A 17528-nucleotide genomic window follows, 5' to 3' on the forward strand; every position below is an offset into this window, starting at 1 on the left:
TTAAAAACTGGTATCGCCGTCTGTTGCTATCGTATTTTCCGATTTTTTTATTAACTGTCTCGATATTGATCTTTTTATCATTTCTAGTCATTAATGAAATTTCACGTCAAGAAACAGCCAAAGCGGATCGAATCTCTACCGGATATATGAAAGATACGTTAGAACGGTCAGTGAGTGAAGTGGAACTGGATATATTAAGCGATCTGGAGACTTCCAATGTATATCGTTTATTTCTGAATAACGATCAGGCTGATCGGACAGCAGTCACGTATCAGACGATTGATCGCTTGCGGATGCTCGAAAATAATAATGAACTGATTGCATCTATCTATATGTACCGGGATGCCGATCAGCAGATTTTAACGTTACATGGGATTAAAGAATTAAACGCTTTTGCTGATCGTGATTTTGTGCAGAAAGCGTTACAAGCACCGGAACAACGGGGTTGGTCGAGTGTACGCTTATTTGCCGAAATGAGTAATGATCCCAAGCAACAAGTGATTACGATGTATAAACGTGTGCCGTTACCTTTTGGCGATCAAGGGTTAGTGGTGATCAATATTAGTGTATATGCGATGCAACAGACAATCGCATCGATGTTCAATCCACAAGTGTCTTTTCTTGAAGTGCATGATGCTTCAGGGTTACCGATTTATCCTGCTACCGCTCTCAGCGAGGCAGAACATGGCAAGACGCTCACAACTCTGCATTCAGATCGATTAGGATGGACATTTGAAAGTGGGATTCGTGCCGGACAATTATTTGCATGGGTATCGGTTATCTCGTATATCTGGATATTGATTGGGATATTTGTCGTAGGGGTGTCGATTGTCTATATTATCTATATTACACGCAAAAATTATAAGCCGATTCAAGTGATGATGGAACGAATCGAATCGCTTCAATTGGGCGGTGAATCGACACGTAAAGATGAGTTATCGTTGATCGATCATGCTCTGGAAAGTCTGATTGAACAGACGATTGATTACGAACAACAACATCATGAGAATCTTCTTATTCGTCGTCGGCGCTTATTTATGAATTGGATCGAAGGCGAATATCCTGAAAGTATGCAACAGGAACTGCATAATGTACATATTTTCAACGAGTATGTTCCTGCTTCGATTCATACCGATTCGTATACAGAAGTGCCTTACTATGCAGTGATCGTAGCAGAGATCAAAGACTATGACGCTTTTCGTGAAAAAGGAAATGTGCAAGAACATAATACGCTCAAATTGGCACTGACCAATGTTTTTCAAGAACTGGTACAGCAAGAAGGATTGCAAGGATGGTCGGAGTGGATCAGTGTACGTCGTGCCGGTATTATTATTTATGGCATAGATGAAGAAGAACGGCAATGGAATCGGCGTTTATTTGCTTTAGCTGCGAATAGCCGGGAATGGGTTGAACATAATTTACATTTAACGATTACACTGGGTACAGGCGTGACTGTCCACGATATCTCGGAAGTGCATCAATCCTATGAATCAGCTCTGCAATCGTTAGGCTATAGTCTGACACTAGGACGAGATGGCATAGTGATGTACAGCGATCTTCCTCAAGGTCGTGAGCAGGAAAGTTATCGTTATTTGCAAAATATCGCTGATCTGGTCAAAGCATTTCGTCTGACTCAAGAGGTATGGCGAGATCATCTGAAGCAGATGTTGGATCGTGCAGAAAATGAGCCATTGCGTGATGAAAGTATTCGTTCACTTGTGTTATCACTTTTACAAATGTTAAGTCGTGAATTGGAAGGAATGTCTGAGCCACTGGATCTTTTGTTAACTGGAGATACCGCCAATTGGACGATTGAATCGATTGCAGAAGCGGAAACGATTGAAGAAGTATACCAAGCATTGCACCAGTATTTGGATCAGGTCTATGCTCATTATGTAGAAGCAGGAGAATCGACCAATTATCATGCGTTGATCGGTGAAATGAAATCGTATATCGAAGATCATTTTGCTAATCCAGATTTATCGCTAAATCATTTGAGTGAACGATTTAATGTTACGCCCAAGCATGTGAGCCATTTATTCAAAGCGGAATTGGATATCAAATTTATAGATTTTCTAGTACAACTTCGCCTTCGTCGTGCAGAAGAATTACTATCTTCAACAGAGGATACGATTCAGAATATAGCGATTCAAGTCGGATATGCCAACTCGATTACATTTGGACGTGTGTTCAAACGTATTATTGGTGTGACGCCCGGTGACTACCGTAAGCTCAAAATGAAGCCTGCTTCGTATGAGTCGAAGTAATGTCACTTTTAACTAGCTAGCATCATATATACTGCAATAAATAGCATCTGCAAGTATGTCGCTTTTTTGAAGTAATGCTGTCGCAATCTTGTTGTATGATTTGAATACTGACATGTTAAAATGACTTCAAGTTACAGTAAATGACTAGCGTATACGGAGGGTAAAGCACATGGAACAGATCATCAATGTAGGTATTATCGGATGTGGTGGAATCGCACAAGGAAAACATTTACCATCACTAGCGAATCTCGATTATGTGAATGTGGTAGCATTTTGCGATATTATTCCTGAAAAAGCACAAGCACTTGCTGAACAATATGGTACAGCAGATGCGCAAGTCTATGAAGATTATCGTGAAGTGTTGAAGCGTGACGATATTCAAGTTATTCATGTCTGTACACCGAATGATGCTCATGCTGAAATTGCGATCGCTGCGATGGAAGCAGGCAAACATGTAATGAGCGAAAAGCCGATGGCGAAAAAAGCCGCAGATGCTCGCAAAATGTTAGAAGTCTCCAAAGCAACCGGTAAAAAGTTAACAGTAGGTTATAATAATCGCTACCGTCCAGATAGCTTAATGCTCAAGCAATTATGTGAGCGTGGCGATCTAGGAGAAGTGTATCATGCCAAAGCTCATGCGGTTCGCCGCCGTGCTGTACCGACATGGGGCGTATTCTTGGATGGAGACAAACAAGGCGGAGGGCCATTGATCGATATCGGAACTCATGCGCTGGATCTTACCCTCTGGATGCTTAACAATTATGAAGTCCATTCGGTGACTGGATCGGTCTATCATAAGCTTTCTCAGACACCGAACGCTGCGAATGCATGGGGCCCGTGGGACCCTGAGAAATTCAAAGTGGAAGATTCAGCATTCGGATTTATTACGATGAAAAACGGCGCAACGATATCGATTGATGCTAGTTGGGCGCTGAATGTACGTCATCCGGATGAAGCTAAATGTACACTGTGCGGAACCAAAGCAGGAGCAGATATGAATGATGGATTGCATATCAATGGTGAAGATTTGGGCAATTTATATGTGAAAGAACTGCAACTAGGCGGTAGTGGTGTAGCCTTTTATAGTTCAGATCATGATGAAAAGCCTGAATTTATGGAGATGCGTCTGTGGATGGAAGCGATTATTAATGATACAGAGCCAGTGGTAACGCCAGAACAAGCTTTGGTGGTATCCGAGATTTTAGAAGCGATTTATACATCTGCGGAGACAGGGCAAACGGTCTATTTCTAATCTTCAGCTATCAGAATTGAATCTAATGGTACAAAAAAGTGATTCCACCTCAGGAGTCACTTTTTATTTTGCAATCTTTTCCAATTTATAATGTGTCGCTTTTTTATAGTTGGGATGTCATTTTAATTCATTTCAAATGTTGTCTAAAATATGATATTTTGTCGGTAGAGTGTCACTATTTTAAAGTACAATCATTATACAGTGGGAGTGAAAATCATGATCAAAGTAGCAATATTAAGTTATTGGCATGTACACGCACAGGACTACACTAACGATACGTTAAATCATCCAGATACCGAAGTAGTTGCAGTATGGGATGAGATTCCAGAGCGAGGTCAGAAAAAAGCAGAAGAACTCGGTGTTCCGTTTTACGAAGACTTGCATGAACTGTTTGCCAATCCTGATATTGATGGTGTAGTGATCACCACTCCTACTGTTATGCATCGTGATGTAATGATTCATGCAGCAGAAGCAGGCAAACATATTTTCACCGAAAAAGTTATCGCTCCAACCAATGATGAAGTGGAGCAAATTATTGAAGCAGTGAACAAACATAATGTAACATTAACCGTATCTTTACCACGCTTAAATGCAGGCTATACGCTGGCGATTCAGCAATTGTTAGCAGATAAAGTATTAGGCGAATTAACACTGGTGCGTACCCGTCTATCTCATGATGGAGCTACACAAGGCTGGTTACCGGATCACTTTTTTGGCAAACAAGAATGTGGTGGTGGCGCACTGATCGATCTAGGTTGTCATCCTGTCTATCTAGCGCGTCTATTTATGGGTATGCCTGAAAGTGTATCTGCTAATTATGGTTATGTGACAGGCAAAGAAGTAGAAGATAATGCAGTGACTACATTCCGTTACAGCAAGGGTGGAGTCGGTATTGTAGAAGCTGGATTTGTGAATAAATTTTCTCCATTTGTGATTGAAGTACATGGTACACTCGGCAGTGTATTGTACAGTACGCATGATGAAAAACTATGGTTGCGTGCAGGAGACGATACAGCATGGCAAGAAGTGACGATACCAGCAGATCGTGAGACTGCTTTTGAACAATGGGTAGCACATATTCAAAATGGCACCAAAGCAACAGAAAATATCGGACTCGCAGTAGATCTTACTCGTCTGGTACAAGCGTCTAATCAATCGGCAGCGGAAGATCGCCCGGTAAGCTTGTAAAGCAGATATTACCGTATACCAATGTACCTTTATCTCTGATCGAAGAAAGGACGAAGATCATGATCAAAAATGAACGATTCGTCCCGTTACAACCGATGCGTGAAAAGCCATTTTTGCTAGAAAAGCTAGATTTGAAGTTCCGCTGGGGCAATTATGGTTTTCGCGTATTACGTTTTCATCTAAATTCATTTGCACCTGGAGCGAAAATCGGGTTTCACAAACATTCTGAATTTGAATTTCATTTTGTTGCTTCTGGCAAAGGCAGTGTCGTGCTGGAAGATCAGACGTATTTTTTGCAAGAAGGCATGTTTTATTTAACAGGGCCTGATGTACTTCATGCACAAGAAATGGATATGTATGATCCGCTTGAAGAATTATGTCTACATCTGGAGATCGTTCCGTTAACAACTGATTCGTCATTGGAACAGATGGACAATGATAAGAGTAAGGCTTCTGCCACACCTGCTGATTGGGGTAAAGAACAAGAAGTCTCGGAAGCCGAGCAATGTGTACGTCAATTGTATAATTTGCCTGCACGTCCGATGATGGATCGCAGACAAACGATGTCACATTTTTATCGTGCCTATGATGCGATTGTTCATCATGAATCTGGTGTGTATGAGACGATCCGGCAATGTATTATTCAGATTATGTTACTAACGGCGCATGCTTCTGATCAGGAGAAGCGACCGTGGTTAACATTACCTCACCGGGAAGCGTCAGAAGTTCATTTTCAGATGGCATGTCAGTTTATTCGGGATAATTATATGTTTCCGATTGCACTGGAAGAAGTCGCTACTACAGTAGGCATTAGCAAACGTCAGTTACAACGTGTGTTTCAAAAGTACACTTCAGCTACATTTACCGCTTATCTCGAAGAAGTTCGTTTAACCCATATTTGCACTGAACTACGGCTGGGGAACAAAACGGTTGAACATATTGCACTGGATAACGGATTTGAAAATGTAAATTATCTGTATCTAGTGTTCAAAAAAAGGTATGGAATGACTCCGCGTTCTTTCAAAGAACAAGCTCAACAGATGATCAACGAATAAAACCGTATGATCTACCACAACGTCAACATGTCTATCACCAACAAGCCACAGCAAAATACTTGATCAGGAGCTGAATAGCAAATGACCTCAACCATTCGTATAGGTATTATCGGCAGTGGCGGTATTGCGCGTATGCATGTCAATGCGTATCGTCAGATGGAAAATGTAGAAATTGTAGGTGTAGCAGATATTGTACCGGATCGAGCGAGCCAGTTTATTGCTACGCATCATCTTAATCATGCACACGCTTACGAAGATCATCTGGTCTTACTGGAACAGGAATTAGATGGAGTCAGTATTTGTACACCGAATGTCTCGCATTATCAGACGACGATGGATGCACTTGCAGCAGGTAAAAATGTATTGCTGGAAAAGCCGATGTCTGTCACATTGCAAGAATCGGTTGAAATGGTAGAGATGTCGAAAAAATCTGGAAAAATGCTATCGATCGGTTTCCAGCCGCGGTATGATCCCAATATGCAATTTATTCGCAATTATATTCAAGACGGCAATCTAGGTAAAATTTATTATGTTGAAGTTGGCGGTGGTCGACGTAGAGGGATGCCACAAGGGACATTTATCCGCAAAGAATTAGCAGGAGCTGGAGCACTTGCTGATATCGGTTGTTATTCTCTCGATCTTGCTCTTCATACACTAGGTCATCCGAAGCCGTTGACAGTATCTGCTACAGTATCCAATCATTTTGGAACCAATCCCAAGTATCATCCTGAAGCTGAAAGTTTCAATGTAGAAGATTTTGGAGCAGCACTGATTCGGTTAGAAGGTGGCATCACGCTTCAATTTAAAACCGCATGGGCAATGCATATGGATACATTAGGAGCGACCCGTTTTCTCGGAACCGATGCTGGTATGAAAATTACGCCTTATGGCGAAGGCCCGTGGTCAGGAGTATGGGATGGCGGTGTAGGAACGATTACCAAATATCATGATCTCGGTGGTCGCTTAACCCATACGCCGATTCCTTGTGTACGTTCTGATCTGAACTTATTTGATGAAAAAGTCAAAGATTTCGTCAATGCTGTAGCTAACGGATTACCTGCTCCGATCTCTGGCGAACAGATCATTTTGAATCAAGCAATTATTGATGGTATTTTCCGTTCTTCAGAATTGGGTAAAGAAGTCGATATTGTATTGCCTTAAGCGCTTGGCAATATAAGCGCGACTCAAGTTTAATAAGAAGTGATTTTTGCAAAGCAAAATATCTTACATCAAGCGCTTGGCAAAATAAGCGCGACCCAGTCCAATAAGAAGTGATTTTTGCGAAGCCAAATATCTTACATTAAATCCATGTAAGCGAAGCAATAAATACAAAGAATCTTTCAATTATTCGATCACAATCGAGTAGGAAAGGTTCTTTTTTTATGTTTTTCCCCAACTATATAAGGAGATTAACGTTAATTTAACTAACACAAACCTCAATACGGAAAATAGTTGATCATCGGAATACAGTTGATATTTAAAATGATACCGCTTTCTTTAATAAAGTTTATACTCGGAAAATAGTTGATTGTCTGAATATCGCTATAAATGCCATACTGGGGACATCCCAAAAGGTACACATGATAATTATGCTGACTTTTTTGTACAAAGAGAAACGTTCTGAGGGAGCAAAGCTGACAAAGGGGTTGAGAAGATGAAAAAAGATCCAAATCGAAAAATGGGCAAACGTGTAACAAGTTCTATGTTAGCCATGGTGTTAGCAGGCATTACCATTTTGGCGGGATGTTCTTCCAATGAAAGTAGCAGCGGTGCCACAAGTGAAGACGGAAGTTCTATTTTAAAAGTAGAAGTTTTTGATCGTGGTAATTCTCCATCAGGTTATACCATCAGCAATAACTATATGACCAAGTTAGTCGATGAACGTTTTGGCACACCTAATAAAATTGATGTGCAATATGTACCGGTTCCTCGTTCTGATGAATTGCAAAAGTTAAATGTATTAATGGCAAGTGGTGGTGATGTACCGGATATCGTATTTACTTATGATCAAGGCACATTCAATCGCTATGCTGAACAAGGCGGTCTAACTGATCTGACCGATTTGCTCAATCAATATGGGCCCAATCTCAAAAAGTTCTTAGGGGAAGATACACTTGCTTACGGACAAATTGAAGGCAAACAATTTGCGATTCCAGGTAAACGATCAGTGCTTGGCAAATATGCTTCTTATATCCGTCAAGATTGGTTAGATCAACTGAAATTACCGATGCCACAGACTACGGATGAGCTGTATACCACACTCAAAGCTTTTCAAGAAAAAGATCCAGGTAAAGTAGGAAGCGGTCTTATTCCTTTCGGTATGACGATTGCTCCTGCGCAATATGATCCATTATTATGGTCTTTTGTCCAACAACCATTAAGTGATGAACAAAAATATACATTAACACAAAAGTTAGGTTCCAGTGATTATCCTACATTGTTGCCCGGCTTCAAAGACGGTCTGCAATTTATGAACAAATTGTATAACGAAAAACTAATCAGTACCGATTTTGGTCTGGACGAAGATAAAAAGCAATTATGGCAAGATGTGCAAAACGGTAAAGTAGGCTTTTATACCGAAGATGCAGGTGAATTGTATTTCACTTATAACGGCACATACAAAAATCTACAAACCAATGTAAAAGGCGCTACATTAACGCCTACCGATGTATTTACCAACAATGAAGGCAAACATGCTAAGCCTGAATATGCATCCAATGGTCTGTATATTATGATCCCCAAATCTAGCACCAAAGCGGTAGAAGCGATCAAATATTTAGACTGGATGGCTTCGGACAAAAACTTGTTTGATATGCAAAATGGCGTAGAAGGCGAGAACTACACTATGAAAGATGGAGTGCCAGTTACTAAAGAAGATGCAACCGAAGAAGCTACCAATCGCCTGTACAACTACGGAGATATGGCTATTATCGCTAACGGTAAAATCGTAGGAACCGAAGAGCAAAACAATAATGCTTATATTATGCAGACACCGGAAGAATACCAAGCCGCTATGCGTAAATCGGTTGAAATCTCCAATACCGATACGATTCCACCAGTAAACTTCAGCGTACCGATCAAAGCCGAAGCCAAATACGGTAGTGGACTGCAAGACAAATACAATCAACTGATCGTCAAAGCAACAATGGCTCCAACCGCTCAATTCGACACCGTCTACGAATCCTTACTCAAAGACTATATGAGCAGCGGCGGACAAGCCATCCTAGACGAACGCACCAAAGTATTCCAAGAACAAGGCGCTAAATAATAAACACAGCTCGCCTACCTTGTTCAAAAATTCTGTACATTCATATCAGGAAAATAAGGATGCTGTTCTACAAATTTCTCAAATGGATTCGACTCAATTATTCATCAATAAATTTTGAAATAAATAGCGCAAGGAATCTCCAAAATCAAATCATTCTTTTAACCATTGCAATTCACTTCCTAATCCAAAGCCAAACTGGCTACACCCACTCAATGTGCAAAAACCGCAACGCCATCTTTAAAAGAAAGGTGCTCTCACCACCAAGCGTAGTGAACAGATTCTTTCTGAAAGTCGCCTTTAAGACTCGGATATCGACCGCCCAGCGGTCAAATCAAGATATCCGATCTTACCAGCGACGCCAAGAAAGAATCCGTTCACGAAGCGCTTTCCCATCAAACGAGCACATCACCACCCAAACCAAAGTGAAGGTTTTTCCACAACCATCTTAATGAAAGGGGAGTACCAACGTGAGAATGTCTACTTACCTCCGCAGATACTGGCAGTTGTATTTCCTGCTCATTTTACCGATTACTTATTTTCTAACATTCAAATACGGACCGATGTACGGTATTCAGATTGCTTTTAAAGACTTTAACTTTTTTCAAGGAATTAACGATAGTGAATGGATCGGTTGGGATGCTTTCCGCGAAGTTTTTCAAAATCAGGACTTTTACAAAACATTGCGTAATACATTAATGCTGAACTTTCTGGATCTGTTGGTTTCTTTTCCAGCGCCGTTATTATTAGCAATTATGTTGTATGAAGTCAAAGCGGTCTGGTTCAAAAAGTTATCACAGACTATTCTGTATATTCCGCATTTTATCTCATGGGTGATTATCGGAGGAATTGTGTATCAAGTGTTCGGTACGCAATCAGGATTCGTAAACAATATGTGGATGGCACTTGGCTTTCAGCCGATCCCTTTTTTAACCGATCCGAATTACTGGTTAGTGACCTATTTGCTAACAGGAGTATGGCAAAGTGCCGGCTGGGGCACGATTTTGTACTTAGCTGCTTTGACAGGTATCAACAAAGAACTGTATGAAGCCGCAGATATGGATGGAGCAGGACGACTCAAGCGCATATGGCATATTACATTACCCGGTCTCAAAACAACGATTATTACATTGTTGATTATTAATCTAGGCAACATGGTTACGATCGGATTTGAACGTCCGTTTGTAATTGGAAATGTAGCCGTACAAGATTACTCGGATGTACTCAGTACATTTGTATATCGGATCGGTCTAGAATCCGGTCAATATACACTAGCTACCGTTGTTGGACTTTTCCAAGCTGTTGTTGGATTGATATTTGTACTCGGTGCGAATTACGCATCTAAGAAATCGACAGGAGAGGGGATACTCTAATGGAGAAAATAGCCGATATCAGCAAAACGACTGCGGTCAAAGCCAAAACGACAACCAGTAAAGGTGATCGGATTTTTGATATTGTGAATATCACTTTGCTTAGTATTGTCGTGCTCGTCTGTCTGATTCCATTTATTCATATTCTAGCGATCTCTCTGAGTTCAGCTCGTCCGATTATGTCAGGCGAAGTATCGCTATTTCCAGTAGAGTGGACGACAGAAGCGTATGTCAAAGTATTTAGCGATATGTCGATGATTCGTTCACTTGGGTTTACGGTGATGCTGACCGTTATTTTCACGATTCTTTGTATGGCGATGACGATTGCGGCGGGGTATCCATTGTCCAAGTCTAATCTCAAAGGACGCGGATTTTTTATGGTCTTGATTATTATTACGATGTTTTTCAGCGGCGGTATTATTCCTGAGTATATTCTGGTGCGTAATCTACATTTGCTGGATACGATGTGGGCATTAATTTTACCGGGATTGATCAGCCCTTTTTATCTGATAATTATGATTTCCTTTTTCCGTAATATTCCGGAGAGTCTGGAAGAAGCGGCTGAAATGGATGGAAGTAGTCACTTTTATACTTTATGGCGCATTATTTTACCATTATCGTTACCGGTGATTGCTACATTAAGTCTTTTCTATGCGGTCGGGCGCTGGAATGGATTTATGGATACATTAATGTACATTAATAGCCCTGATCTATATCCGTTACAGCTCAAATTATATCAATTGATCCAAAATAATATGGCTAGCGAATTGATGCGCAATGAAGTAGTCGGTTCAGCGCAAATGATGCCAGAAAGTCTAAAAGCCGCCAGTGTTATTTTTGCAACGATTCCGATTCTGATTGTCTATCCTTGGTTGCAACGTTATTTTGTCAGTGGAGTGATGTTAGGAGCAGTCAAAGGATAAATATCTGATATTTCAAATGGGTTGAAGAAAGGAGTCTATATGCTTACATCCAAAGGAGAATATTCATTTTCAACATGCTGGAATATTAAGCGTCATAACAGTGGAGCAGAGATGATCGCTGAGATTCAAGAGCTTGGATTTCAACAGGTAGAGCTGAATTACAATGTGACTACCGAGATGTTGCAGACGATTGAGCCGATGATTGAACGTGGCTTGATCGGTATCTCCAGTGTGCATAATACATTTCCACATACGCCTGATCCTGATTATGGAACCGATTCGGTATTGCTCGGGTTCGATGATGAAGAAAAACGGCACAAAGCGATCGATTTACTGGTAAAATCGGCTGAATATGCTCATCGTTATGGAGCTAAAGCTGTTGTAGTGCACCCCGGCGAGGTTCCGTTTGCAACCAATATTGATGAGACGTTAAAGGGAATCTATCACGAACAAGGCAAAGATTCGCCTGCTTATCAACAGCTATGGTCGGAAATGATTGAGCGTCGTGAACGTCTATCTGAGCATTATCTAGAGCGGATTCAGCATAGTCTAGAAGAAGTGTGCGATCGTGTATTATCCAAAGGATATAATGTAGCATTTGGAATCGAGACCCGTTCTCGTTGTTATCAAATGCCTACGTTATCTGAAGCGAAAAAGATACGTGATCGTATGCAAGGTGCGCCTGTCTATCTATGGTACGATATCGGTCATGGCATGATGATGGATCGGATGGGATTGTATCACAATGCAGAAGAAGCGAACGCTATGAAAGAGGATATTATCGGCGTGCATATTCATGAGACGTTAGGATTATCCGATCACTGGTGTCCGTATATTCATAGTAAAGACATGACTTTTTTTGATCGGTTTCTCGATATTATCGACGCGGCTCCTGTGAAAGTATATGAATTGAAAGCTGCTTGTCAGCCAGAAGAGATTGAAGCCAGTCATCAGTTATTGATCAGCAAAATTCAGGAACGTCACCTTATAAAATAGAGCATACTATATTGCATACAGAGCAGATCAAAAGCAAGGAGGGAATAGGTATGGCGGTGAGCGAGCAACTGGTGAATATCAATGATCTATGGGTAGAGCAAGGTATGGCTGGACAGATTTTGGATCGTGATCATCGATCTTTTGGCGGAGTCGTTGATCCTGAAAATGGAATTGCCTGGCCGAATCATCATGCAGGTACACCGGTATGGATGGCGATCTGGGGAGCGGCATTAGTTAATCCTTCCTCAGCTTACTATCATAGCGAACAAGTGTTAGAGCGACTTGAATATGCGGCTCAGTATATGCTTGCTTTTCAACATGACGATGGGTCCATCTCTCCGGGGTGGACTAATTTTCATTCGCCTCCAGATACAGCCTTTGTCGTGGTGGGCTATTCGCAATTGTATCTGCTATTAGAACAGGACGATTGGAGTAAAAATGCTCCGGTAGCTAGTCGTATATTGTTATTTCTCAAGCAAACGATTCCGGTAATGATAACAGGTGGTTGTCATACGCCTAATCATCGCTGGGTATTATCAGCGGCACTTAGTTATTTGTATCGACTATTTGGTGAGCCCAGATTGCTAGAACGAGCAGAACAATGGTTAGCAGAAGGAATAGATATCACTCCAGACGGAGAATGGACAGAGCGTAGTAACGGTATTTACAATGCGGTAAGTGATGTGATGTTTATTCATACGGCTCGCTTGTTAGACAAGCCTGAATTGCTAGAGCCCGTGCGAGCGAATCTAGAGATGATGATCTATCTGATCCATCCTTCAGGAGAGATTGTGACTGATTATTCGGGTCGTCAAGATTTTGGGCAGAATTTTACACTGGATAGTTATATGCTGTCTTATTATTTAATGACGATCATCGATCAGAATCCTCAATTTGCGGCGATGACAGCATTAGCTGAACAAGCGTTACAGACCGCTGCTCGTCCACCGAGCAGTGCTAACAATCCTTTGGTAGGCATGTTGTTATATCCAGATGAAGGTAAACCTGTGCTGGCGACAGCTTTGCCGACGCATTATCGCAAAATGATTAACGGTTCATTTGATCGTTATCAATATATCAAACAGATTGCAGAAGTAGGCTATAGACAGATTCAATACAGTCGTCCTCATTTGGATTTTGGTGCACCTGTCATGCGGATTCGTGAAGGGGATACCAGTATCACGATGATGACAGAAACGTCTTCTTTGCTGGCGATCAGATACGGGCAAGTACGATTGCTTGGTGTACAGATCGCTTCGTATTTTGGCCCGGGCTTTGTGCCGATGCAATCTTTAACACCAACAGCAGATGGGTTCACAATGACAGCGACGTATGAAAAGGGTTACAATAGTTGTGTACCCGAGCATGAATTACCTGCTTCTGCACAAGCAACAGTGAGTCCGTGGTATTTGCTTCCTCATCAACACCGTATTTCTACTCATACGCAGACCTATCTATTGGAAGTGCGTATTACCGAATTGGAACATGGATTGGATCTAGAAATTATTTCTAATGAGCCTCCAGATGTGATGACACAGCTATCGTTGGTGTTCGACCAGCAAGCAATCATTACAGCGGTCGATGGGCAATTAGAGCAGATCACTCCTGAATCCCAGTTATGGTCAGCAGGAACGGTTGTTGTTCAGCAAGGAAATGACATGATGGAATTAACAGGTGGATGTCTGCAACATACCGCTAGCAGTGTACGAGAAGCTTCGTATCCGCGCGATTGTCAGACGTTACTTGTCAATGTAATGACTCCTTTTGTGCACAGAATAGGGATTCGTCTCTTACCCGGTACAGATGTATGATCGCATCTATATACATCTACAACTATGTCGACTAAAGAGGTGATTGATTTGCGTAACCAAAAGTATACGTATACCGCTCCACCGAACGGGTTTCCTGAATGGAACCGCAATCCCGGCATTTTCCGTCTCAATCGTCTAGATGCGCATGCATCTGTGATTCCGTATGATTCGGTAGAACAGACTTTAAATGGAGACATCGCAGATTCACCCTATTACCAATCCCTGAATGGAACATGGCAATTCGCCTGGGCTGAAAATCCAGATCAGCGTATTGTTGATTTTTATAAAAAAGAGTATGACACCAGTACATGGAAAACGATTCCTGTACCTGCACACTGGCAAATGCATGGTTATGATGCTCCTCATTATACCAATGTACGTTATCCGTGGGATGGACATGAAGATATTCAACCACCGGAAGCACCCACCCAATTCAATCCTGTCGGTTCATATGTACGGACGTTCTCTGTGCCTCAAGATTGGCAGGAAAAAGGTTCGGTCTATATCCATTTTGCAGGTGTAGAATCTGCTTTTTATATCTGGGTAAATGGCGATCTGGTCGGTTATAGTGAAGATTCGTTCACTCCGGCTGAATTTGATCTGACTCCTTATTTGCAAGCAGGTGAAAATAAATTAGCGGTAGAAGTCTATCGTTGGTGTGATAGTAGCTGGTTAGAAGATCAAGACTTTTGGCGCTTGAGCGGTATTTTTAGAGATGTTTATCTATATGCGTTGCCTGATACGCATATTCAAGACTTCTTTGTACATACTGATCTGGATCAACAGTTTCAGGACGCACAATTAACCGTCGATCTTACTTTGCATCATTCTGGTTCGGCAATGGCTCGTCCTGATCCAACAGACAGTCTGCGTTTTACCGATGTAGCCAAAGAATCGTACAGTATTCATGCGCAATTGTATGATGCTGATCGTAATCCACTTTGGGATCTTCCATTAAGTAGCCCGGTTTCGTTTCCGTTTAATGCAACCGAAGGATTAGAAGGTGGAGATATTCATCGCACACAGATTCAGTTGTCTGCGAATGTGATAAATCCATTGAAATGGAGTGCAGAAGCGCCACATCTCTACTATCTAGTGCTTACACTTAAAGATACCAACGGTCATATTATTCATTACACAGGTTCTCAGGTAGGCTTCCGTACATTTGCAATCGAAGGCAATGTCATGAAGATCAACGGGAAAACGGTAGTCTTTAAAGGGGTTAACCGTCATGAATTCAATGCGGTGACCGGACGTGCGATTACACGTGAAGATATGATTGCAGATATTCAGTTAATGAAATCGTACAATATCAATGCTGTACGGACTTCTCATTATCCGAATCATCCGCTCTGGTATGAGCTGTGTAATCAATATGGATTGTATGTAATCGATGAAGTGAATCTGGAAAGTCATGGTGCTTGGACGTACGGGCAAAAAGAACTGCTCAATACTGTGCCAGGTAGCAATCCAGATTGGACATATAATGTGTTAGATCGTACCAATTCGATGTTCCAACGGGATAAAAATCACCCATCCATCGTAATCTGGTCGCTCGGTAATGAATCATTTGGTGGCGATAATTTCTTGCATATGGCGGACTTTTTACGCAAAGCTGATCCATCACGAGTAGTACATTATGAAGGTGTGTTCCATTATCGTCCTTCTGAAGATGCTTCTGATATTGAAAGTCAGATGTATACGCATATTCGTGAGATCGAGAAATATGCTCAACACAATCCAACCAAGCCGTTTATTCTGTGTGAATACAGTCATGCGATGGGGAACTCTTGTGGCGGTTTAGCGGAATACTGGAAATTGTTCGATCGTTACGAAGTATTACAAGGCGGATTTATCTGGGATTGGATCGATCAAGCGATTCAGACACAGACCGAAGACGGAACTACGTATTTAGCATATGGTGGTGACTTTGGCGAGAGTCCTCATGATGGCAATTTCTGTGGCGATGGTCTGATTTTTGCAGATCGTACCGTATCTGCGAAGCTTGCTGAAGTGAAGAAATGTTATGAACAGGTGAAATTTAACTGGCGATTGGGTGAAGATCATCCTGTAGATGATGGATTAGAATCGAATGCGGTCATTACAACCAAGCATTTGTCCGCAGGCGAAGCGGTGATTGAAGTTGAATTAACGAATCAGTATTTGTTTACTTCGTTAGAAGAATTTGATTTCAAATGGATCTTAACGGCAAATGGTCAACCTGCTGATCATGGTGTGCTAAGCCATGTAGTCTGTGCACCAAGGCAGGATGTTAAAGTCACTTTACCCGAATTGAAGCAGATTCCACGTGCCCCAGGGGTAGAATATATTTTGACATTATCGGTCGTACTCCGCGCAGACCAATTATGGGCGCAAGCCGGTCATGAAGTGGCATTTTCTCAATTTACATTGCCTGTTGTGCTGTCATTTGGTTCTCATCATGATGCTGAATTGCACGATCCTGAGCCGATTAGTGAATCTAGCCTTGTCGCTGTACAACATGCAGGCATGATTATGATCAATGGGGAAGGATTCTCGATCATTTTCGATTCAACCAATGGTGAGATGTTGTCTTATCAGATCAACAAAGTCCAATTGCTAGCTCAAGCCCCTGCTCCTCATTTCTGGCGTGCGATGACAGACAATGATCGCGGGAATCATCTGGATGAGCGTAGTGGCGTATGGCGCAGTGCGTCAGATGAACGGGAATTGGTTCATTTTGAAGTCGATCTGGCACGAGCGCAAGATATTATTATTATCAAAGTAGAATATTTACTGCCGACCGCAGGGTATTCACAATGCTTTGTCGATTATCATATTTTTGCCGATGGACGTGTAGAAGTGACTCAACGCTTGAATCCGGGCAAAGACTTACCTGAGATTCCAGAGATCGGCATGTTGCTAATGATGGATGCTTCTTTTGATCAATTATCATGGTATGGATTAGGTCCACATGAGACGTATTGGGATCGCCAAGCCAGTGGTAAAGTAGGCATCTATACCGGAACAGTAGCTGAGCAGATGGCTCCGTATCTCAAACCACAGGAATGTGGAAATAAAGTAGATGTACGTTCAGCGACAATTACCAATCGTGATGGAGTGGGCTTACAGATTACCGGTCTGCCTTTGGTTGAACTGAATGTTCTTCCATATACACCAGCAGAACTGGAAGCCGCACCACATCATTACCAGTTACCTGTCAGTGGACATACGGTAGTGCGTATCAATGATAAGCAAACAGGAGTCGGTGGCGACGATAGCTGGGGTTCTGAACCGCATGAACAATATCGTCTGTATGCGAATCGTTCGTATACGTATAGTTATGTAATGCAAGGTATTGTGAAATAGGATAATACAAAGAACCGTAAGCGAGACAGTACTCGTTTGCGGTTCTTTGCTAT

The 17528-nt window shown here is 41.8% G+C and carries 11 protein-coding genes; all 11 read left to right on the forward strand.

The features are described 5' to 3' along the window. A partial coding sequence (locus QCD85_RS22345; RefSeq protein WP_301263910.1) for a helix-turn-helix domain-containing protein occupies positions 1–2267 on the forward strand: 2267 nt, incomplete at its 5' end. 169 nt (positions 2268–2436) lie between these two features. After that, positions 2437–3519, forward strand: a complete 1083-nt coding sequence (locus QCD85_RS22350; protein WP_273614021.1) for a Gfo/Idh/MocA family protein — start codon at positions 2437–2439, stop codon at positions 3517–3519. A 216-nt stretch (positions 3520–3735) separates the two neighbouring features. Then, a complete protein-coding gene (locus QCD85_RS22355; RefSeq protein ID WP_301263911.1) occupies positions 3736–4707 on the forward strand; it encodes a Gfo/Idh/MocA family protein in 972 nt (323 codons plus the stop codon). A 59-nt stretch (positions 4708–4766) separates the two neighbouring features. Beyond that, positions 4767–5762 (forward strand): AraC family transcriptional regulator, encoded by a 996-nt coding sequence (locus tag QCD85_RS22360; RefSeq protein WP_301263912.1) that lies wholly within the window; start codon positions 4767–4769, stop codon positions 5760–5762. 81 nt (positions 5763–5843) lie between these two features. Continuing rightward, a complete protein-coding gene (locus tag QCD85_RS22365) occupies positions 5844–6923 on the forward strand; it encodes a Gfo/Idh/MocA family protein (RefSeq protein ID WP_274171543.1) in 1080 nt (359 codons plus the stop codon). A 493-nt stretch (positions 6924–7416) separates the two neighbouring features. Continuing rightward, a complete protein-coding gene (locus QCD85_RS22370; RefSeq protein ID WP_301263913.1) occupies positions 7417–9030 on the forward strand; it encodes an extracellular solute-binding protein in 1614 nt (537 codons plus the stop codon). Between the two features lie 473 nt (positions 9031–9503). Further along, positions 9504–10400, forward strand: coding sequence for an ABC transporter permease (locus QCD85_RS22375; protein WP_441005642.1), 897 nt, complete (start codon positions 9504–9506; stop codon positions 10398–10400). Further along, entirely contained in the window at positions 10400–11320 is a 921-nt protein-coding gene (locus QCD85_RS22380; protein WP_273614016.1) for a carbohydrate ABC transporter permease, read from the forward strand. The genes QCD85_RS22375 and QCD85_RS22380 overlap by 1 nt, the downstream gene beginning before the upstream one ends. Positions 11321–11359: 39 nt before the next feature. Then, a complete protein-coding gene (locus QCD85_RS22385) occupies positions 11360–12316 on the forward strand; it encodes a sugar phosphate isomerase/epimerase family protein (RefSeq protein WP_301263915.1) in 957 nt (318 codons plus the stop codon). A gap of 50 nt (positions 12317–12366) precedes the next feature. Then, positions 12367–14127 (forward strand): hypothetical protein, encoded by a 1761-nt coding sequence (locus QCD85_RS22390; RefSeq protein WP_301263916.1) that lies wholly within the window; start codon positions 12367–12369, stop codon positions 14125–14127. A gap of 39 nt (positions 14128–14166) precedes the next feature. Then, complete coding sequence (locus QCD85_RS22395; protein WP_367317675.1) at positions 14167–17475, forward strand: glycoside hydrolase family 2 TIM barrel-domain containing protein; 3309 nt, start codon at positions 14167–14169, stop codon at positions 17473–17475. Positions 17476–17528: the final 53 nt, after the last annotated feature.

The organism is Paenibacillus sp. PsM32 (genome assembly GCF_030433815.1).
GTDB lineage: Bacteria > Bacillota > Bacilli > Paenibacillales > Paenibacillaceae > Saccharibacillus > Saccharibacillus kyungheensis.